This window comes from Paragemmobacter straminiformis (assembly GCF_014243445.1).
Classification (GTDB): Bacteria; Pseudomonadota; Alphaproteobacteria; order Rhodobacterales; family Rhodobacteraceae; genus Paragemmobacter; species Paragemmobacter straminiformis.
In genome coordinates, this window is sequence record NZ_JACLQD010000002.1 from 757,451 (window position 1) to 777,499 (window position 20,049).

The 20,049-nt window shown below is 66.5% G+C and carries 19 protein-coding genes; 7 read left to right on the forward strand and 12 right to left on the reverse strand.

The annotated features are described in order from the left end of the window. Positions 1–34: 34 nt before the first annotated feature. Genes H7F16_RS09480 through H7F16_RS09500 form a run of 5 tightly spaced genes read right to left on the reverse strand, consistent with a single transcriptional unit; the run spans position 35 to position 6,567 of the window. Complete coding sequence (locus tag H7F16_RS09480; protein ID WP_185797311.1) at positions 35–1,579, reverse strand: indolepyruvate oxidoreductase subunit beta family protein; 1,545 nt, start codon at positions 1,577–1,579, stop codon at positions 35–37. Beyond that, on the reverse strand, positions 1,576–3,723 hold the full coding sequence (locus H7F16_RS09485) for a thiamine pyrophosphate-dependent enzyme (protein WP_185797312.1): 2,148 nt from the start codon (positions 3,721–3,723) through the stop codon (positions 1,576–1,578). The genes H7F16_RS09480 and H7F16_RS09485 overlap by 4 nt, the downstream gene beginning before the upstream one ends. 10 nt (positions 3,724–3,733) lie before the next feature. Further along, positions 3,734–4,219: a MarR family winged helix-turn-helix transcriptional regulator gene (locus tag H7F16_RS09490; RefSeq protein ID WP_185797313.1), complete on the reverse strand. Its 486-nt coding sequence runs from the start codon at positions 4,217–4,219 to the stop codon at positions 3,734–3,736. Then, positions 4,216–5,772 carry a phytoene desaturase family protein gene (locus H7F16_RS09495; protein ID WP_185797314.1) on the reverse strand — a complete coding sequence of 519 codons (1,557 nt, stop codon included), beginning with the start codon at positions 5,770–5,772 and terminating at the stop codon, positions 4,216–4,218. Before H7F16_RS09495 ends, H7F16_RS09490 begins: the two co-directional genes overlap by 4 nt. 3 nt (positions 5,773–5,775) lie before the next feature. Then, positions 5,776–6,567: a cyclase family protein gene (locus H7F16_RS09500; protein WP_185797315.1), complete on the reverse strand. Its 792-nt coding sequence runs from the start codon at positions 6,565–6,567 to the stop codon at positions 5,776–5,778. Between the two features lie 169 nt (positions 6,568–6,736). On the opposite strand from H7F16_RS09500, the gene H7F16_RS09505 reads away from it, so the two are divergent. The 6 genes from H7F16_RS09505 to H7F16_RS09530 all read left to right on the forward strand — a co-directional run bounded on the left by H7F16_RS09505 (position 6,737) and on the right by H7F16_RS09530 (position 13,521). After that, complete coding sequence (locus tag H7F16_RS09505) at positions 6,737–8,305, forward strand: phytoene desaturase family protein (RefSeq protein ID WP_185797316.1); 1,569 nt, start codon at positions 6,737–6,739, stop codon at positions 8,303–8,305. A gap of 58 nt (positions 8,306–8,363) precedes the next feature. After that, positions 8,364–9,887 (forward strand): ABC transporter substrate-binding protein, encoded by a 1,524-nt coding sequence (locus H7F16_RS09510; protein ID WP_185797317.1) that lies wholly within the window; start codon positions 8,364–8,366, stop codon positions 9,885–9,887. Between the two features lie 123 nt (positions 9,888–10,010). Continuing rightward, positions 10,011–11,021, forward strand: a complete 1,011-nt coding sequence (locus H7F16_RS09515; RefSeq protein WP_185797318.1) for an ABC transporter permease — start codon at positions 10,011–10,013, stop codon at positions 11,019–11,021. Continuing rightward, positions 11,014–11,865, forward strand: coding sequence for an ABC transporter permease (locus H7F16_RS09520; RefSeq protein WP_185797319.1), 852 nt, complete (start codon positions 11,014–11,016; stop codon positions 11,863–11,865). The genes H7F16_RS09515 and H7F16_RS09520 overlap by 8 nt, the downstream gene beginning before the upstream one ends. Next, positions 11,862–12,728, forward strand: coding sequence for an ABC transporter ATP-binding protein (locus H7F16_RS09525; protein WP_185797320.1), 867 nt, complete (start codon positions 11,862–11,864; stop codon positions 12,726–12,728). Before H7F16_RS09520 ends, H7F16_RS09525 begins: the two co-directional genes overlap by 4 nt. Further along, positions 12,721–13,521 (forward strand): ATP-binding cassette domain-containing protein, encoded by an 801-nt coding sequence (locus H7F16_RS09530; RefSeq protein ID WP_185797321.1) that lies wholly within the window; start codon positions 12,721–12,723, stop codon positions 13,519–13,521. Before H7F16_RS09525 ends, H7F16_RS09530 begins: the two co-directional genes overlap by 8 nt. On the opposite strand, the gene H7F16_RS09535 is transcribed toward H7F16_RS09530, so the two are convergent. From H7F16_RS09535 to H7F16_RS09560, 6 genes are all read right to left on the reverse strand, one after another. After that, positions 13,506–13,958 (reverse strand): acyl-CoA thioesterase, encoded by a 453-nt coding sequence (locus tag H7F16_RS09535; RefSeq protein ID WP_185797322.1) that lies wholly within the window; start codon positions 13,956–13,958, stop codon positions 13,506–13,508. The two genes, H7F16_RS09530 and H7F16_RS09535, sit on opposite strands and share 16 nt — an antisense overlap. Positions 13,959–14,039: 81 nt before the next feature. Next, entirely contained in the window at positions 14,040–15,158 is a 1,119-nt protein-coding gene (locus tag H7F16_RS09540; protein ID WP_185797323.1) for an aminotransferase class V-fold PLP-dependent enzyme, read from the reverse strand. Between the two features lie 8 nt (positions 15,159–15,166). Next, complete coding sequence (locus tag H7F16_RS09545; RefSeq protein ID WP_185797324.1) at positions 15,167–15,841, reverse strand: amino acid ABC transporter permease; 675 nt, start codon at positions 15,839–15,841, stop codon at positions 15,167–15,169. After that, positions 15,838–16,599, reverse strand: a complete 762-nt coding sequence (locus H7F16_RS09550) for a D-glutamate cyclase family protein (protein WP_185797325.1) — start codon at positions 16,597–16,599, stop codon at positions 15,838–15,840. Before H7F16_RS09550 ends, H7F16_RS09545 begins: the two co-directional genes overlap by 4 nt. Beyond that, a complete protein-coding gene (locus H7F16_RS09555; RefSeq protein ID WP_185797326.1) occupies positions 16,596–17,030 on the reverse strand; it encodes a hypothetical protein in 435 nt (144 codons plus the stop codon). Before H7F16_RS09555 ends, H7F16_RS09550 begins: the two co-directional genes overlap by 4 nt. A 57-nt stretch (positions 17,031–17,087) precedes the next feature. Next, entirely contained in the window at positions 17,088–17,900 is an 813-nt protein-coding gene (locus tag H7F16_RS09560) for an ABC transporter substrate-binding protein (RefSeq protein ID WP_185797327.1), read from the reverse strand. A gap of 198 nt (positions 17,901–18,098) precedes the next feature. On the opposite strand from H7F16_RS09560, the gene H7F16_RS09565 reads away from it, so the two are divergent. Then, positions 18,099–18,737, forward strand: a complete 639-nt coding sequence (locus H7F16_RS09565) for a GntR family transcriptional regulator (protein WP_185797328.1) — start codon at positions 18,099–18,101, stop codon at positions 18,735–18,737. Here the strand turns inward: H7F16_RS09565 and H7F16_RS09570 are convergent. Next, a complete protein-coding gene (locus tag H7F16_RS09570; protein WP_185797329.1) occupies positions 18,734–19,987 on the reverse strand; it encodes a glycerate kinase type-2 family protein in 1,254 nt (417 codons plus the stop codon). The genes H7F16_RS09565 and H7F16_RS09570 overlap by 4 nt on opposite strands. Positions 19,988–20,049: the final 62 nt, after the last annotated feature.

Sequence of the window (20,049 nt, forward strand, 5' to 3'; positions counted from 1 at the left end):
AGGCGAAACTGCTGGCCTAGGCGAAACTGCTGGCCTAGGCGAAACTGCGGATCGTCTGGATCGCGCCGTCGAGCGCCTTGCCCTCTTCATCCCTGAGCGCGGCTTCACGCAGGCGGCGCGCCCAGTCGGCGGCATCGTCGCGGCCGGCCACAAGGGCGATGGCGTCGATCACGCGGTCGAATTTCGACAGGCCGCGCGCATGGGTGTCGGAATAGCCTTTGACGAGGCGGCGGCAGCGTATGACCTCGACCGCGAGCGCGTAATCGGTGGCGCGGTAGCCAAGGGCCAGCGCAAGCCAGCGGTCGAGATGGGCCACCTCTTGCGCGTGGCGAAGGGTGCGCGGACGCCAGAAGCGCAGACCGCCGATCAGGTAGAGCGTGACAAAGGCGGTCAGGCTGTCGCTGCGCAGGCGGCGGCCCTTGTCGAACCAGCGGGTCAGGCGGGACATCCACTTGGGATCGGCCTGCACCCTTGCGCCAAGGCGGGCGGGCAGAAGGCCGGCAATCTCTTCGGCACGGGGGTGGAAGAATTCGGTCAGTTGCAGCACGTTCTGGTCGCGCAGGCCCATTTCGCGGGCGATGCGGGCGCTGCGGCTGCCACGGGTTTTCAGGTCGGCCACGCGGATCACATCGTCATAGGCCATCGCATTGGCGATGTATTTCGCAGCCTCGCGCGTCAGGGCATGGCCAAGGGCCGGATCGTCCTGTGCCAGAACGGCATCGAGGCGGGCAAGGTAGGTTTCGCCATAGGCAAGGTTCTGGAAGCCGACCACCTTTTGCAGGCCCGGCAGGGCAAGTTCGGCCACGGGCGCGGGCAAGGCGGCCACGCGGGACTGAAGCCTGTGCCACTGCGCCAGCAGGGCGGCGGGGCCTTTGGCGACCGGTGCCTTGGGAGGGGCGGCGGGTTCGTCCTGTTGCTGCGGGGCCTGTGCGGCCTCGAAGCCTGCGGCAAAGGCGCGGAGCGAGCCTTCGATGCCCTTGCCGCCCGCGCGGATGGCGGCCTCATAGGCGTCGCGCCCGAAGGGCAGCGCCCCCGACCCTGCGAGTGCGCCCAGAAGCGAGGCGGAAATGACCGACCCGTTGGCAATGGCCAGACGGTCGAAATCGGCGGCGATGAAGCGGCGCGCGGCGATGGCGGCGGCGGCCATCACCTCGTCGCTGTCGGCGATTCCGTCACCGGGGACCATCTTTTCCGACACGGCCAAGGCGCGGTGGGTCGAGGTGATGAGCGTGGTGCGGTCGGGTGTTACAAAACCGCGGATGATCGAGCGGCCCGCCTCCATCATTTCGGCGGTCACCATGATGTCGACATCGCCCGCGGCGGGTTGCAGCGAAAAGACCGGCATCGCGCCATCGGCGGGCATCGGGGCCATTTCGACGTAATAGACCGTGGCCCCCGTGCGCTGCGACACGCCCGCGACCGAGGTTGCCTGCGCGGCATAGCCGTTGGCGCGGGCGACGGCTTCGATCCAGCCGGTCAGCACCCCGCCGCCCTGCCCGCCCACGGCGAGGATGGCAAGCTTGATGATCCCGCCAAGGGCGGCATCGGGGCGCGGGGTAAAGCCTTCGTGCAGGGTCATGCCGGAACCTCGAATGACAGGCGCTTGGCGGCGCGGCGGGCTTGCAGCCAGCCGATGATGCGGCCGCGCCACGTGGCGAGGCGCTTTTCCCACGGGGTCGGGTTGTGGACCACGTCGGCGCGGTAGAACGAAGGGCAAAGCACGGCGGCATCGGCCACCTCGCCACAGTTGCCGCAGCCGACGCAGGACTGGTCGATGCTGGCGACAGGGTCGTCGCGCAGCGGGTCGTCAAGCCGCTTGAGCGAGAGCGACGGGCAGCCCGACAGGCGGATGCAGGCGTGGTCGCCGGTGCAGATGTCTTCGTCGACGCCGAAGCGCGGGGCCTCGACGCGGCGGCCCTCGCGGATCGCCTGTTGCGCCAGCGGCTTTTCGCGGCGCTGCTTGTTGAGCATGCATTCCGACGAGGCGACGATCACCTTGGGGCCGGGGGTGTCGGTGGTCAGCGCCTCGCGCAGCACGTCGCGCATGTGGCCCACGTCATAGGTGCGGTCCACCTCGCGCACCCAGTCGATGCCGATGCCGCGCAAGGCCTTGGAAATCGGGTGCTTGGTCGCCTTGGTCGGGTTGTCGGCGCGCGACGACATGATGTCCTGCCCGCCGGTCGCGGCAGAGTAGTAGTTGTCGACGATCACCGCCACGCCATCGGATTTGTTGAAGGCCATGTTGGTGAACGAGGATGACAGCCCGTTGTGCCAGAAACCGCCGTCGCCGATGATCGACACGGGCCGCCGTTCGCCGCCGCCGTCGAAGGCCGCATTGGCGGCGGGGCCGAGGCCATAGCCCATCGTGGCACCGCCCACCTCGAACGGCGGAAGCGAGCCGAAGAGGTGGCAGCCGATATCGGCGGTGATCTGGAGCTTGCCGGTTTCCTTTTGCACCAGCTTCATCGCGGCAAAGATCGGCCGCTCCGGACAGCCGGTGCAAAAGCCGGGCGGACGGATCGGGACGGTCTTGGTCAGATCGGGGATCCGGGGCTTGTCCTCGTTCGGGGCGCGGACAAGGGCGGGCAACATCTCGGGGGCGGCCTGTTTCAGGAAGGCGGCGATGCTGTCGAGCATGACCTGACCGGTGTATTCCCCCGCCATCGGGAAGATGTCCTTGCCGTGCAGGCGCAGCGACGATCCCTGCCGGTAAAGGAAGGTGGACAGTTGCTGTTCGATGAATTCGGGCTGGCCTTCCTCGACCACGAGAATGTGGTCCTTGCCTTGGCAAAAGGCGTGGAATTCCGAGGACACCAGCGGATAGGTGACGTTCAGGACGTAAAGCGGCACCTGCGTATTGCCGAAAAGGTCGGCAAGGCCAAGCCGTTGCAGGGCACGGATCACGCCGTTGTACATGCCGCCTTGCAGGATGATGCCGAGGGGGGCTTTCTCGGGGCCGAACATCTCGTTCAGCTTGTGGTCGAGGATGAAGCGTTCGGCGGCGGGCCAGCGGTTCCTGACCTTGTCCTGTTCATGGGCAAAGGACATGGGCGGCAGGACGACGCGGGCGAAATCGGATTGCGGGTTCGACAGCGCCTCGCGCACCGAAAGCGCGGGGCGCTTGTTGTCGCGGGTGGTGAACGACCCCGTCACGTGGCACGAGCGGATGCGCACCATCAGCATGACGGGGGTGTTCGAGGCTTCGGACAGCTCGAACCCGTCCTTTACGGCCTTGGTGATGCAGGGCAGGTTCGGGCGCGGGTCCAAGAGCCAGAACTGCGATTTCATCGCAAAGGCGTGGCTGCGTTCCTGCATGATCGAGGAGCCTTCGCCGTAATCCTCGCCCACGATGATGAGAGCGCCGCCGTTGACGCCGGAGGAGGCAAGGTTCGCCAGCGCGTCAGAGGCCACGTTGACCCCGACCGAGCCCTTGAACGTCACGGCCCCGCGGATCGGGTAATGCACCGAGGCCGCCAGCATGGCGGCGGCCGCGGCCTCGTTGGCGTTGGCCTCGTAGCGCACGCCGAGTTCGGCAAGCAGTTCCTCGGCATCGGCCAGAACGTCCATCAGGTGGCTGATCGGCGCGCCCTGATAGCCGCCGACATAGCCCACGCCGTTCTCCAAAAGAGCCTTGGTGATGGCAAGGATGCCTTCGCCCGTAAAGGTTTCGCCCGCGCCGAGGCGCAGATCTTCGACTTCCGCCTTGAAGGACCGTTCGGCCATGATGTTCCCGTCAGATCTCGTGTTTGCGGATATTGGCCAGCATCTTTTGCAGCGTGCCGACAAAGGCGCGGCGTTCGGCCTCGTCTATGCCCTTGAACATGCGGGCGTAGCTTTCGGCCATGCGGGGCCAGAGGGTTTCAAAGGTGGTGCGGCCCGCTTCGGTGATGAAGACGCGGGTGGCGCGGCTGTCTGTGGCATCCGCCTCGCGCCGGATCAGCCCTTCGGCGGCCAACTGGTCAAGGGCGCGCGACAGGGTGGATTGTTCGACGACCGCATAGACGGCCAGTTCGCGGATCAGCGGCGCGTCGATCACCGACAGAACCGCAAGCGCGCGCATCTTGGGCGTGGACAGGCCCAGATCGGCCATCTCGTCGCGCAGCGAGGCGTTGTAGCGGCCCATGATGCGGTTCATCAGATAGGGCGCATAGTTCGACAGGCCGATCTCGCCGAGGCGGGTATCGGTGGGCGGCGGTTTGGCGGGGCTTTGGTCGGTCATGCGCCCAGCCTTTTCGCCGCAAGGAAGCCCGAGCCGCCGCCGAGGCCGGGACCGGGATGGGTCGAGGCGCCGATCTGCACCAGCCCGCGCGGCAGGTCGGGCGCCGCGGCAAAGGGGCGGAACAGGAAGAACTGGTCGATGCTGCACAGGCCCCCGTAGGGGTCGCCGCCCACGAGGTTGATGTTCATCGCCTCGAGGTCGGCGGGCGAATGGGCGCGGCGGGCCAGCTTGATCGCGGCGAAATCCTTGATGTGGCGCGACAGGATCGCTTCGATCCGGTCGGCAAAGGCCTCGCGCAGGGTGTCGGTCCATGTGCCGTCGGTTGCGATCTCGCCGCGCGCGTCGCCTTTGACCACGCGCGGCGCGTCGGGAATTTGCAGCCAGAGAATGGCCTTGCCCCCGGGGCAGCGCGACGGGTCGAGGCGGTGGGGCTGGCCCACGCAGATGGTCGGAGCTTCGGGCAGCAGGCCGCGTTCGGCCTCGTTCGCGGATTTCGAGACGGAATCGATGCCGTCGGCCAGATGGATCAGCGCCACGTCGTCAAGGCCGGGCGAGAGCCATTCGGGGGCGCGGTCGAGCGCGTAGTGAAGCTGGAAGTTGCCGCGCCCGTGCCGGAAGCCCTGTGCCGCCGTGCGGGTGGCGGGGCTGGCGGCCGGGCCGAGCAGACGGTTGGCAAGCTGTCCCGGCGTGACCGAGGCGAGGACCGAGGCGCAGGTGATCACCTCGCCCCCCGCAAGGGTGACGCCGGTCACGCGGCCATCGTTGACGGTGATACGCTCGACATCGGCGCCGGTTCGGAAGGTGCCGCCCTTCTCCTCGATCAGCGCGCGGAAGGCCGCGACGGCGCGGGCCGAGCCGCCCTTGACGACGGGCGCGCCTGCGGCTTCCAGCGCGAAGGCGATGACCTTGCCCATCTGGCCGGAATAGGTGCTTTCGGGTGTCAGGCCGCAATGCAGGACCCAAGGGGCGAAAAGCGCCTGCACGAGCGGGCTTTGGTAGCCGGTTTCCAGCCATCCCCGCGCCGGCGCGAGCGCCGAGCCGAACCAGGCGGCAAGCCCGCGCACCCCGCGCTTGCGCGCCTGCGAGACAAGGAGTTTCAGCGTGGGCCAGCTCCAGAGATCGCCGCCGAGGATGGAGAAGAGGAAGGGGGCATCGGTCTCGACCCCGCCCGCATCGGCGGCATGGCGCGCGCCGTCGCCCGGGGCGAGGGCGTCGAAGGCCGCGACATTGGCGGCGCGGTCCATCGTCAGCACCAGCGCCGAGCCATCGGGGCGCAAGACGGCCGTGGGGCGGGCGCTGTGGCAATATTCGAACCCGTGCCGCGCCAGATGCGGCCCGAGTGCGGCCCCTGCGGGCGAGGTCATGAACAAGACCCAAGTTGCCGCCATCGTGTCATGGCGGAACCCCGGCAGGGTCAGTTCCTCGGTCCGCAGGCAACCGCCGATCACGTCGTTGCGTTCCAGCATCAACACGCGCTTGCCCTTGATCGCGAGCAGGGCGCCCGCGACCAAGGCGTTGATGCCCGATCCGATGATGACGTGATCCGGCTGCATGGATCAGCCCCGGGGCACGAGGGCCAGCGCGCGAATGGGCGAGCCGGTGCCGGATTTGATCTTGAGCGGCGCCGCGATCAGGATCGCCCCCTTGGCGGGCAGCTTGTCGAGGTTGGCAAGGCTGGCAAGGCCGAAGCAGTTGTTCTTGTGCAAGAGGTTGTGCGCCGGGAACGGCGGCGTCATGCCCCCCGCCTGCCCCGCATCGGTGCCGATGCACTGGCTGCCCCAGCCGACGATCTTTTTCGACATCAGATATTCGATGACCTCGGCGGTCGGGCCGGGGGTGTGGGGGCCGGTGGCATCGGCGTTCAGGAACAGGTCTTCGTCATGGGCGCGCTTGTCCCAGTCCGAACGCAGCACCACCCATTCGCCGGCGTTGATCGCGCCATGCTTGGCCTCCCATGCCTTCACATGGTCGATGGTGAGCAGGAAGTCGGGGTTGGCGGCGCATTCGGCGGCGAAGTCCAGCACGTTGACGGGGGCGACGAGGCGCTGCACGTCAAGCGTGTCGGTGTAGCCGTCGGGATAATCCTTGCCGGTGATCCAGTGATGCGGCGCGTCGAAATGGGTGCCGGAATGCTCGCCGAGCTTGAGCCAGTTCCACGCCCAGAAGGGGCCGTTCTGGTCATAGTTGGAAATGGTGTGGATCTCGATCTTGGGGGTGTCCTTGGCGAAATCCGGCGGCAGTTTCAGAAGCGGGGTGTCGGGGCCAAGAACGCCCGTGCAATCCACGACTTCGATCCCGCCCGAGGCGATCATCCCTGCGAGGGACGTAAGAACTGCGGCTGAGGTCATCATTCACTCTCCCTGTGGAACGGTGCGAAGCTGTTTTCGCCCGTGCATCCGTTGTGCATCCCGCTGCGGTCTTTCCGGGCTGGCGCCGATTGTGCGGGGTCTGTGGAATCATGCTAGACAGATTTAAATGCATTTGCAAATATCCCGTCGAAACGAAACGGGGAATACGATGTCCGATAGCTTTGATGCGGTCGTGATCGGGGCCGGGCATAACGGCCTTGCCGCTGCGCTGCATCTGGCATCGAAGGGCTGGCGGGTCGGCGTGTTCGAGGGGGCCGCGACCGCGGGTGGCGCGGTCAAGACCGGCGAATACACCCTGCCCGGCTTTCGCCACGACTGGGCGGCGATGAATCTGTCGCTTTTCGCGGGAAGCCCGTTTTTCAAGGCGCACGGGGCTGAACTGCAACGGCATGGCTGCGCCTTTGTTCCGGTGGCGCGCCCCTTTGCGTCAAGCTTTCCGGACGGGTCATGGGTGGGCGTGTCCACCGACATGGCCGAAACGATGGCCGCGATATCGGCGCTTTCCCCACCCGATGCCGCCGTGTGGCAGCGGCTTTGCGCGGGCTTCGGCGCCGAGGCGCCGCATCTGTTCGGGCTTTTGGGCAGCCCGATGAAGATGCGTGCGCTTGCATATTTCATGTTCAAAACGATTCGTGCCAAGGGCGTTGCGGGCACGCTGGACATGGCGCGGTTCCTGCTGTCCTCGCCCCGCGCCTTTCTTGACGAAACCTTTACCGACGATCGCGTCAAGGCGATGCTGGGCGCGTGGGGGATGCATCTGGATTATGCGCCCGACATCGCGGGCGGCGCGATCTTTCCCTATCTCGAGGGGATGGCGGGGCAGGCCTTTGGCATGGTGCTGGGGCAAGGCGGGGCCGATACCATCATATCGGCGCTGGTCGCGGCCATTCGCGCCCGTGGCGGCGCCGTGGAATGCGGGGTCAGGGTTGCGAGGGTGGTGCAGTCGAACGGCAAGGCCACGGGCATCGAACTGGCGGACGGGCGCAGGATTGCGGCCGCGAAAGCCGTGATCGCGGGTGTGGCGCCGAGGAACCTTGCCGCGCTGACGGGGCCGGTCGAGCCGCGTTTCGATGCGGCGATGGCGGCGTTTCACCATGCGCCGGGGACGATGATGATCCACCTTGCGCTGTCGGACCTGCCCGACTGGCGGGCGGGGGCGGCGCTGCGGTCTTATGCCTATGTCCATATCGCGCCGAGCCTTGACCAGATGGCGCGGACCTATGCGCAGGCGCAGGCGGGGATGCTGCCGGACGAGCCCATTCTGGTCGTGGGCCAGCCGACCAGCGTCGATGCAAGCCGCGCCCCGGCGGGCAAGCACACGCTTTGGGTGCAGGTGCGGATGGCCCCGGCGGCGATCAAGGGGGACGCTGCGGGCAAGATCGCGGCGCGCGACTGGGCCGATGCGGCGGCCCCCTTTGCCGGGCGGGTGCTTGACATCCTCGAGGCACATGCGCCGGGAACGCGCGCGAAGATCATCGGGCAACGCATTGTCACGCCTGTGGAATTCGAGACCGAGAATCCCAACCTGATCGGCGGAGACCAGGTTTGCGGCAGCCACCATCTGGGGCAGCACTTCCTGTTCCGGCCCGCGCGCGGCCATGCCAACGGATCGACACCGCTGGGCAATCTGCACCTGACGGGGGCTGCGGTCTGGCCGGGTGCAGGAACCGGGGCAAACCCCGGATTTCTTTTGGCGCAACGGCTTGCCGGAGCGTGATAGAGTTCGACCAAGCAACACAACCAAAACAACAAGAACCATCCACAGGGAAACGACCATGAAACTCAGCAGACGCAGCTTGATGAAGATTTCGGCCGCTGGCGTTGCGGCGGGGGCCATCGGCCTTCCGGCCAATGCGCAGGCCATCGAGGAACTGGTGATCGCCTATAACGTCACCCTGCCCTCGTGGGACCCGACGGTGGGGCCGAGCGCGGTGAACCCGACGATTCAGGGGCTCTACCAGTCGGTGTTCGACCAGTTCATCCTGCAACAGCCCGACCTGAAACCCGCGCCGGGCTTGCTGACGGAATGGGGCTGGAACGAGGACCGGAGCAAGGTCAAGATGACCGTGCGCGAGGGCGTGACCTGGCATGACGGCTCGCCCTTTACCGCCGAAGACGTGGCCTGGTCGCTGGAGCGGGCCGCCAATCCGGAAACCGGAAACCCGATCAACTTCGTCTGGGGATCGCTGACCAATTTCGTGGTCGAGGGCAACACCGTCACCGCCGATGTGAAGCAGTTCGACCCGACGATCTTCAAGTGGATGTATTTCCTGACCGGATATGTCCTGCCGAAAGCCTATTACGAAAAGGTCGGCGCCGAAGGCTTCGAGGCCGCCCCGATCGGGACCGGCCCCTATATGGTCGAGAAATTCGAGCGCAACGCCTTTGTCCGCCTGAAGGCCAACGCCAATTACTGGGGCGGCAAGCCCGATTTCGACACCGTGACCATCAAGTTCGTGCCCGATGCCGCCGCACGGGTGGCCGAGGTGGAATCGGGCAACAGCCATGTCACGCTGGAAATGCCCTATGAGGAATACGACCGTCTGAAGGGTGGCCCGCTGGCCGGCGTGGCCGCGCCGATTTCGGATATCGGGATGATCTTCCTGAACGACATCGACGTGATGCTGGACCCCAATGTCCGCAAGGCCGCCGCCCATGCGGTGGACAAGCAGACCATCATCGACCGGCTGCTGTCGGGCTATGGCGTGAAGATCGACACGCTCGAGACGCCGGAATACGATGCCTATGACCCGTCGATCACGGTGGAATACAGCCCCGAGAAGGCGGTCGAGCTGCTGGCGGCCTCGGGGTACAGCGTCGACAATCCGGTGAAGTTCAAGATCCAGACGACCAAGGGCTTCAAGCCCAAGGATTACGAAATGGTGCAGGCCATCGTCGGGCTGTGGCGCAAGGTCGGGATCGAGGCCGAGATCGAGGTCTACGAGATCGCGAAGCACTACGAGTTGCGCGCCGCCGACCAGTTGGCCCCCGCGGCCTTTTACAACTGGGGCAATTCGGTGGGCGACCCGACCACGTCGACCGGTTTCGCGATGTTCGGCCCCTCGCCCCACTCGGTCTGGGATGGCGAGGATCTGATCGGGATGATCGGCCCCCTGTGGGGCGAGGCCGACGAGGCCAAGCGCATCGCAGGCTGGAAGGCGGTGGACAAGTTCATCGCCGAGAACGCGCTGGTGATCCCGTTGCTGCAATATGTGCAGCCGATCCTGCACGCGCCGGGCGTGGTGGTGACGCCGCATGCCTCGGGTGCGCTGCTGCCGCATCTGATGAAGCGCGCCTGACGGGGCTTTTGCGACAAGGGCCGGGGGGCTTTGCGCCCCCCGGCACCCCTGCGGGATATCTGACGACAGAAACTGGGGGGCAAGGCCCCTGCCCCGCCATAGCCGTGCGGGGGGATGGGGCGGATGCAGCTTTTACGGGTCTTTCTTTTGCGGCTTGTGACGACGGCGGTGACGCTGGTCGGCGTGGCCGTCATCGTGTTCTTCGTGATCCGCGTTGTGCCGGGCAATCCGATCGCGATGATGCTGCCGCCCGGTGCGACCGAGGCGGATGTGGCGGCGTTGACCGCGCTTTACGGTCTGGACAAGCCCTTGCCCGCGCAGTTCCTGATCTGGGCGGGGGGCGTGTTGCAGGGAGATTTCGGCACCTCGATCACCACGCGGCAGCCGGTGCTTGGGCTGGTGCTGGGACGCCTGCCCGCAACGCTCGAACTGTCGGTCATGGCGCTGGTGATGGCGGTGGTCATCGGCGGGGTGGCCGCGCTGACCGGCACGCGCCGGCGCGGCACGCGGGTCGAGGGGGCGATCGACATTGCAAACGGAATGGCGCTTTCGGTGCCCGACTTCCTGTGGGGGCTGGTGCTGATCCTGCTGTTCGGGGTGCTGGTGCCGGTGTTCCACATCTCGGGGCGGGTGACGCCGTCGCTGGAACTGCCCTTCACCACCAATTTCTACCTGTTCGAAAGCCTGATCCGCCTGCGCTTCGACCTGTGGCTGGATATCGTGAGCCATATGCTGATGCCCGCGCTGGCGCTGGCTGTTCCGCTGGCGGCGATCATCGGGCAGTTGCTGAAGCAAAGCCTGAAAGAGACGATGCATCTGGATTACGTGACGCTGGCCCGCACCAAAGGCTATGGCGAAAACCATGTGATCCTGCGCGAGGCATTGCGCAATGCGGTGCTGCCCACGCTGACGCTGGTGGGCGTGCAGTTCACCTTTCTGATCGGCGGCACGGTGATCATCGAGCGGCTGTTTTCCTATGAGGGGCTTGGCAACATGGCCATCGATGCGGTGATCAACCGCGACCTGCCGCTGATCCAGGGGATCGTGATCCTGTTCGCGGTGATCTTTACCGGCGTGAACCTGATCGTCGATCTGCTTTACGCCGCGCTGAACCCGAGGTTGCGCCATGCTTGACGGACGCAGCATGGTGCGCCGCCGTGCCGGGGCGCGGCTTTGGCTTTCGGCGGGATGGCTGGGCTTGCTTTGCGTGATCGCGGTCTTTGCGCCGTGGATCGCGCCCAAGGACCCGCTGGCGCAGGACCTGTTCCTTGGCCGTTTGCCGCCCTTTTGGGTGGCAGGGGCGGAGCCGGGGTATCTTTTGGGCACCGACAGTCTGGGCCGCGATGTGCTGAGCCGCATCCTTTATGGCGTTCGGGTGGCACTGAGCGTGGCGCTTGTCGCGGGAACGATCACCTGCATCGTCGGGGCGACATTGGGGCTGATGGCTGGGTTTCTGCGCGGCTGGGTCGATCTGGTGATCTCGCGCTTCATCGACATCTGGATGGCCTTTCCGCCGGTGCTGTTCTCGATCCTGCTGATTGCGGTTCTGGGGCCGGGGTTGTTCTCGATCATCCTTGCCATCGTGGTGATCGACTGGACGCGCTTTGCCCGCGTGGTGCGGGCCGAGGCGATGGCGCAGGGTGCGATGGATTACGTGGCCTCGGCCCGCGTGGCGGGGCGGGGACGGTTGGGGACGATGGTGCGCGAGATACTGCCGAACGTGCTGCCGACCATCGTCGTGCTGCTGACGCTTGAAATGGGGATTGCGGTGATCGTCGAGGCGATCCTGTCTTTCGTGAACCTGTCGATTGCGACCGATGATCCGACATGGGGCGGGATGATCGCCGAGGGGCGGACATCGGTGCATCAGGCGTGGTGGGTGCTGGTCTTTCCGCTGGTCACGCTGTTTCTGACGGTGCTGGCCTTCAGCCAGTTGGGCGAAGGGTTGAAGGACCGCTTCGATCCGGTGCTGCGATGAGCTTTCTGTCCATTCGCGAATTGTCGGTGCGGTTGAAGGGCGGCCCGCCGCTGTTGCGGCGCGTCTCGCTCGATGTGGCGGCGGGAGAGGTGCGGGGGCTGGTCGGCGAAAGCGGGGCCGGCAAGTCGATGATCGGCAAGGCGGTTCTGGGCATCCTGCCCGGATCGGTCGAGGTGACGGGCGGGGAGATCCGGCTTGACGGGGTGGACCTGCTGGCGCTGCCCCCGGCCGAGCGGCGCAGGCGGATCGGGGCCACGGCGGCGCTGATCCCGCAAGACCCGCTGACGGCGCTGAACCCCTCGCGCCGGATCGGGGGGCAGATCACCGACCGTCTGGTCGATATTCTGGGCTGGGAACGGGGCCGCGCCGAGGCGCGCGCGCGCGAATTGCTGGCAGAGGTGCAGATACCCGAGCCCGAGCGGGTGTTGCGGAACTATCCGCACGAATTGTCGGGAGGGATGCGGCAGCGCATCCTGATCGCCAGCGCCTTTGCCGCCGAGCCGAAGCTGATCGTCGCGGACGAGCCGACGACCGCTTTGGATGTGACGGTGCAGAAGCAGATCCTGAAGCTGATCGCGGGAATGCAGGCGCGGCATGGCACGGCGCTGCTGTTCGTGACGCATGATCTGGGCGTGGTGTCGAAGGTGTGCCAGTCGCTGAGCGTGCTTTACGCAGGCATGGTGGTCGAGGATGCTCGGGTGCGCGATTTCTTTGCCGCGCCGAAACATGCCTATTCGGCGGCTTTGCTGGCCGCCACACCGAAATACACCGACCCGATGGCCAGCCTGACCCCCGTTCCCGATGCGGTGATCGAGGCCGTGCGGGCCGAGGTGGCGGCGGCGGACAGGGGCGGACATGGCTGATCTTTACACCATCACGGACCTGCGCCTGTCGCTGGCGGATATGACGCGGAAGCCCTTGCTGGGGGCTGCGCCACGGCTCGAGATTCTGAAGGGGCTGGATTTCACCATTCCCAAGGGGGCGGTGGTCGGGATCGTCGGCGGCTCGGGATCGGGAAAATCGACGCTGGGGCGGGCGCTGGTGCGGCTTTTGGAGCCTTCGGGCGGCAGCATCCGGTTTGACGGGACCGATATCACCCATCTGCCCGAGGCCGAGTTGCGCCCGCTGCGGCGGCGGTTCCAGATGATCTTTCAGGATCCGATGAGCAGCCTGAACCCGCGCCACCGCGTGGGGCGGATCATCGCGGAGCCGATGCGGCTTCACGGTTTTGACGGGGTCGATGCGCGGGTGGCGCGGGCGCTGGACCATGTGGGCCTGCCGCAGGGCTTTGCGGGGCGCTATCCGCACGAGCTTTCGGGCGGGCAGCGCCAGCGGGTCGGCATCGCGCGGGCCATCGCGCTCGCGCCGGATTTCATTCTGGCCGACGAGATCGTGTCGGGGCTGGATGTCTCGTCACAGGCGCAGGTGCTGAACCTGCTTGAACAACTGGTGGCGGACCTCGGGCTTACGCTGGCGTTCATCAGCCATGATCTGAGCGTGATCCGCCGGCTGTGCCAGCGGACCATCGTTCTTTACCAGGGCGCGATCGTCGAGGACCGCGCGACGGCCGACCTGTTTTCGGACCCGAAAGCCGCCTATACGCGCGAGCTGCTGGAGGCGATCCCCCTGCCCGATCCCGATCAGGTCTGGGCCTGAACGGGGACATGTTCGACCGAAGGTGACGGGGCGAGGAAACTTTCGAGTTTCGCGCGCACATCGTCGGGCCAAGGCATCGAGGTGTGCTTGTCGAGCCAGCTTGCGGCAAGCACCTGTTCGCCCGACCAGCGGTCCTCGGCACCGCAATGGACGGTGTGGCGGATGCGGACCGAGGATTTGCCGACCTTCAGCACGCTCAGCCGGAAGGTCAGGCGGTCGCCGAAGAACGAGGGTTTCGAGAAGTCGCAGGACAGGTGGACGGTGGGCGTGCCCCAACGCTCTTTCCAGATGATCTCGTGCCAGGGATAGCCGATATGGGTCCAGAACTCTTCGACCACGCCGTTCAGGATATTGAGGTAGGCGGGGTAGTAGGCGGTTCCCGAGATGTCGCAATCGCCGAAATTGAGCATGCGGTCGGTGGTGAAGCTGACGGCCATGATGGTTCCTCCCTTTGCGTTCAGCGACACGGAAAGGAGGCTTGCGTCAAGATGGGTTTTTCATGCCGCAAGCGGGGGCGGTCAGGGGCGCAGGTGGCGGCGCAGCGCATCGCAGAGGGTTTCGACCCCGTCATCGGTGGTGACGATTCCGGGCGAGAGGCGCAGCGTCTGGCCGCGCGAGTCGGCCGAAATCCCCTCGTCCCGCAGGGCGGCGACGATTTGCGGCGCGGGCGGGTCGATGCGCAGCATGACCGAACCGCCGCGACGCGCTTCGGGGCGCGGGGTGACGAGGGTCAGCGACAGGTCGTCGGCGGCGGCGATGATGCGGGCGGTCTGGCGGCGGTTCTGCGCGGCGATGGCCTTGCGGTCGGCGCTGGCGTGCCAGTCGAGCGCGGGAAGCGAGGCGAGGGCCGCCATGCATCCCGGGGTGCCGTTGTCGAAACGGCGGATGTCGGGGGCATAGGCGAAACGGTCGAGGTCCCAGTTGAAGGGATTGTCCTGACTGAACCAGCCACGCAATTCGGGTTGGCACAGCGCGATCAGCGGTTCGGCCACATGCAGCACCCCTGCCCCCGGTGTGCCGCACATCCATTTCAGGCTGGTCGAGATGGTGAAATCGACGGCAGGGTCCGCCACGTCAAAGGGCAAAAGGCCGGCGGCCTGCGTGATATCGACCCCGATCAGGCTGCCCATGCTGCGGCCATGCGCGACGAGGGCGGCAAGGTCGATGCGGTGCGAGGTGGTGGACGAGACCCAGGTCAGCAGCGCAAGGCCGACATCCGGCCCCCATGCGGCGGCGAAATCCTCGTCCTCGACATGGGCGGCGCCTTGGCGGAAGGGCACGGTATGGAGGGAAAATCCCATGCGTTCGGCAAGTCTGGTCAGCAGGAAGTGGTTCGAGGGGAAGCAATCGGCGCCGACCAGCACGCGTTTGCCGCGCAGCAGTCCGGGCGGAAGGGCGGTGACCAGCATGTGCAGGCTTTGCGTCACGCTTTCGGATGTGGTCAGCGTGCCTTGGGGGGCGTTGATGATGCCGCGCCAGCGGTCGATGAACCGCGCGCGCCCGCCCAAGAGATAGCCCCATTGCGCATCGTTCGCGGCGCCCCAGACCCCCGCGAATTCGGTCATGGCACGGGCGAGGTCTTCGGTCTTGCCGGGATACTGGCCGATGGAGTGATAGAGGAAATAGGCGTCTTGCATGGGTCTTCCTAGCGGATATAGGCGCGCTGGAAGCGATGCTCCAGCCAACCGGTCAGCCGCACCAGCGGCCAGAGAAGGGCGACATAGATCAGTGCGGCACCGATCAGCGGGGTGGGGTTGGCGAAAAGCGCCTGCGCGTCGGTCGCCTGTTTGAGAAGGTCGGACATGGCGACGACCGAGGCGAGCGATGTGTCCTTGATGATGCTGACGCAATTCGAGGCATGCGGCGGGATCACGATGCGCATGGCCTGCGGGTAGACCACCTTGCGCATGGTCAACCAGAAGCCGAGACCAAGGGCGGCGGACGCCTCGAACTGGCCTTTGGGCACCGACTGGATGCCCGCGCGGAACACTTCGGCGGCATAGGCGGCAAAGACCATCGACAGGGCAACGGCGGCAGCGGCAAAGGAGGAAAGCACGATGCCCGCGAAGGGCAGCGCGTAGTAGATCAGGATCAGCACCACCAGCACCGGCATGGCGCGCATGAGGTCGGTGTATCCGATGGCGAGCAGTTGCAGCGGGCGGATCGCGTAAAGGCGCACCATCGCGAGGCCAAGGCCGAGCAGCGTGCCCAGCACGATGGCGGTGATGCCGAGCAGGATGGTGTTGGCAAGCCCCCGCAGCAGGATCGGGATCGAGCGCCAGAGGATGTCGGGATTGAAGAAGATGTCGACGACGCTCATGTCAGGCCTTTCAGACGATGATCGGTGATCAGCATGTGACCGGGGGCGTGGGTGATGGCAAAGGGCAATCGGGCCGAGGCGATGGCGCGCTCCATCGTCACGCCACAGGCCCAGAAAACCGGAACCTCGCCGGGCAGAAGATCGGTCAGGCCGATTCCGTCGATGGGGCGCGTGAGGTCGACGCCGATGGCGGCGGGATCGCCCGCATGGACGGGGGCGCCGTGGGTTTCGGGATGGGCCTTGGTGATGACGGTGGCGAGTGCGACCTGATCGGCGGGAATGGCGCGCATCGAGACGACGAGCCTGCCACCGAAGCCGCCTGCCGCGTGGTTGGGAATGGCGGTGTCGAAGGCCGAACAACTGCGCCCCGCCCCGTGGCAGCGCAACGAGACGCCTGCTGCGACCAGCGCCGCCTCGAAGCTGAGCGAGCAGCCGATGGCAAAGGCCGTCATGTCGGGGGTCCAGTGGTCGGCCACATCCTGCACGCGGGCGACGGCCTGGCCGTTGCGGAACAGGCGGTAGAGCGGCAGGTCGTGGCGCAGGTCGAAATCTCCAAGCGCGGGCAGGCCCCATTCGCCCGCCGTCCCCCGTGCGAGCATCGGGCAGGCTGCCGGATTGGCGCGCAGGAAGGCTTCGAAATCATCGGCCCATGCGGCGGGGATGATGGCGATGTTTGCCTGCATGTAGCCCGGGCAAAGTGCTGCGGTCTGGCGCACTTCGCCCGCGCGGAAACGGGCGCGCCATGCGGCGGGGGTCATGGCGCGGCCTTCCAGCCCTGTTCGATCTGGGATTTGAACAAGAGCACCTCGAGTTCGTGGGTCTTGCAGGTGCGCTGCCAGCGCGCATCGTCCATCCAGCCCGCGCGCCATGTGGTCATGGCGACGAGGCAGGCGGTTTCGGGCAGGCCCCAGTCGGGGCCGGAGGCCACGCGGATGCTGACGCGCGGCACGCGCGCGCCTGCGGGGCCAAGATAGAAGTCGATCAGGCCAAGGCGGCGGTCGGGGCGGATTTCGACCTCGGCCCCCGAGCCGTCGAACAGCGAGGTGCCGCGCCAGAGGCCGGGTTCGCCCGTCGGGCGCAGGTCCATCGAGCCGAGCGCCCAGCGGCCAAGGCGGTGACCGTCGCTCAGGCAATCGAAGGCGTGGTCGAAGGGTACGTCGAGGCGCACCGAGGCGAGATGGGCGAACATCGGGGAGACCTGAGGTAAGGGATGGGCGGGGGGCGATGCGCCCCCCTGCCCCAAGGGTCAGTCGGCCGAGGTGGGAACCGGCATCGGGGTGACGGTGAAGCTGTCGGCCGCGGGGGCGACGCCAAGCCATTTCTCGTAGATCGCGGCCATCGTGCCATCGGTCTTCATGTCGGAAATGATCTGGTTGACCGCTTCCAGCTTGTCCGAGCCCTTGGGCATCATGATCGCGAATTTCTCGCCCGTCTTGATTTCGGTCGCCACGGCGAGGCCCTGCATCTGGGCAAAGGCGTAGCGCAGGCCGACCACATCGTTGACGGCGGCGTCGATGCGGCCATTGGCAAGGTCGGTCAGCATGTTGGCGGTGGTGTCGTAGCTTTTGTATTCGGCATAGCCGAGTTCGGCTTCACGCTCTTTCAGCCAGCTTTCGGGGAAGGAGGTGGCGATGGAGCCGACGATCTTGCCCTTGAGCCCCTCGGCCGAGGTGATGTCGGACCCTTCCTTGACGCCGATGCCAAGCGCGCCCTCGACGTAGGGCTGGGTGAAGGACTGGCTTTCGAGGCGTTCGTTGGTGATGGTGAGCGACGAGATGACCATATCGACACGGGACGAGGCCGAGGCGACGAAAAGCGCCTTGAAATCCATGCCGTTGATTTCGGCCGTGGTGCCCATGCGCTTGGCGATTTCGTTGACGATGTCGACTTCGAACCCTTCGAAGGCGCCGCTTTCGGTCTTGTTCTCCCACGGGGGGTTGGCGGGATAGGAGCCGACCTTGAGCGCGTCCTGCGCGAAGGCGGTGGTGGCGGCGGTCATGCCGAAGCCGAGGGCGAAGATGGCGGCAAGGCCGAAGGTGCGGCGTGTCGTGTTGGTCATGGCGTTCCTCCTGTTGGCGCCGGCCCTTGGGCCGCGATGGATTCGCGCCGGACCGATCTGGGGAAAGCGTCGCAGATTCCGTATCCATTTCAAGCGATGTTTTGGGCTTGAAATAGTTTAATTCCGCCAAGAACGAGCAAAAACTTGCCAGACTGCGGAAAGATCGGCAGAAACGGGGCAGGAAACTGTATCCAGATCATGTCCCGACAAAGCCACCGCGACCGAATTTATGACCTGCTGCTGACCCGCATCCAGAATGGCGAGGTGGGCTGGCAGGACCGTCTGGTGGACGTGAACCTCGGGATGGAACTGGGGGTGTCGCGCATGCCGGTGCGGGATGCGCTGCTGCAACTGGCGGCGGAGGGCTATCTGGTGGCCACAACGCGCGGCTTCACCCTGCCCAGCCTGACCCCCGCCGAGGTGCTTGAGGTGTTCGAACTGCGCCGCCTGCTCGAGCCGCGCGCGGCGGCGATGGCGGCGCAGGCGATGACGCCGGAACGGCTGGACGCGCTGGCGCAGGCGGTCGAACAGGCGCAGGGCACCTTGGGCAGCGGGGATATTCCGCTGTTCTTCCGCGCCTCGGAGCGGTTTCGCAGCGGCTGGCTGTCGATGGTGCCGAACCGTGCGCTGCTCGATACGATCCGCCGCTACATGGCGCAGGTGCAGACCGTGCGGCTGACAACGATGCGCGACCCCGTCTCGCATGCCGTGGTGATCGCGGGGCAGCGCGAACTGCTCGCGGCTTTTGCCGCGCGGGATGTGGTGGGCGCGTCGGACCGGATGCTGCGCTTTGTCGTCGAGGGAGAGCAGGCCTTTCGCCGCTTGGCCGCGATCTAGCCGATCAGGATCGCGCGGAAGTCGTTGACGTTGGTCAGCGTGGGTCCGGTGACGACCTGCGCGCCGAGGGCGGCGAAGAAACTGTGCGCGTCGTTGCGGGCAAGGAATGCGGCCGCGTCGAGGCCGAGAGCCGTGGCACGGCGCAGCGTTTCGGGGGTGACGATGGCGCCTGCCACTTCGGCCGCGCCATCGACGCCATCGGTATCGCAGGCGATGGCATGGATGCCCGCCGCGCCGTTCAGGGCAAGGGCGAGCGCAAGGCAGAATTCGGCGTTGGGCCCGCCGATTCCGTCGCCTCGTCTTGTGACGGTCAGCTCTCCGCCCGACAGAAGCAGCAGCGGCGGGTCGGCGGCGTTGCGGCTGGCTTGCAGGGCCAGCGCCTCGGCGGCCATGCGGGTGGCGGTGTCGCGGGCCTCGCCCTCGATCGCGTCGCCGAGGATGCGGACCTCGCAGCCCCGTTCGCGGGCAAGCTGCGCCGCGGCGTGCAATGATTGGGCGGGCGCGGCGTAGATGACATTTTCCACCCGTGACAGGCGCGGGTCAAAGGGGGCGACAACGCCCGAGGGACGCGAGAGCGCCTGCGTGACCGATGCGGGAACGGCGATGTTCCAGCGCGCGAGGATGGCCAAGGCATCGGCGGGGGTCGATGCGTCACCCACGGTGGGGCCAGAGCCGATGAAGGCAGGATCGTCGCCGGGGACGTCCGAGATCATCAGGGTAAGCATGCGGGCGGGAAAGGCGGCGGCGGCAAGTTGGCCGCCCTTGACGCGCGAGAGGTGCTTGCGGACCGTGTTCATCTTGTCGATGGGCGCGCCCGACGCAAGAAGTGCCGCGTTAACCGCCTGTTTCTCGGCCAGCGTCACGCCTTTGGCGGGGGCGACAAGCAGGGCCGAGGCCCCGCCCGAGACGAGGCAGAGGACGAAATCCCCTGCGCCGAGCGAGCCTGCGAGGGCCAGCATCCGATCGGTCGCGGCAAGACCTGCGGCATCGGGGACGGGATGGGCGGCTTCGACGATGCGCACGCCCTTGCAGGGGCGGGCATAGCCGTAACGGGTGATGACGAGGCCGTCGCAGGGGCCCCAGACGGATTCGACCGCTTCGGCCATGCGGGCGCTGGCCTTGCCCGCGCCGATCACCACAACGCGGCCCTGCGGCTTTGCGGGCAGCACGCGGGCCAGCGATTGCATCGGATCGGCCACCTGAACCGCGCGGTCGAAGAGAGAGCGGAGAAAGGCGGCGGGGTCGGTCATGGCAATGTCCTGAATGGCTGGGGCCAAGGACGCATGGAAGCGGGGAGTTTGGCAAGGGACAG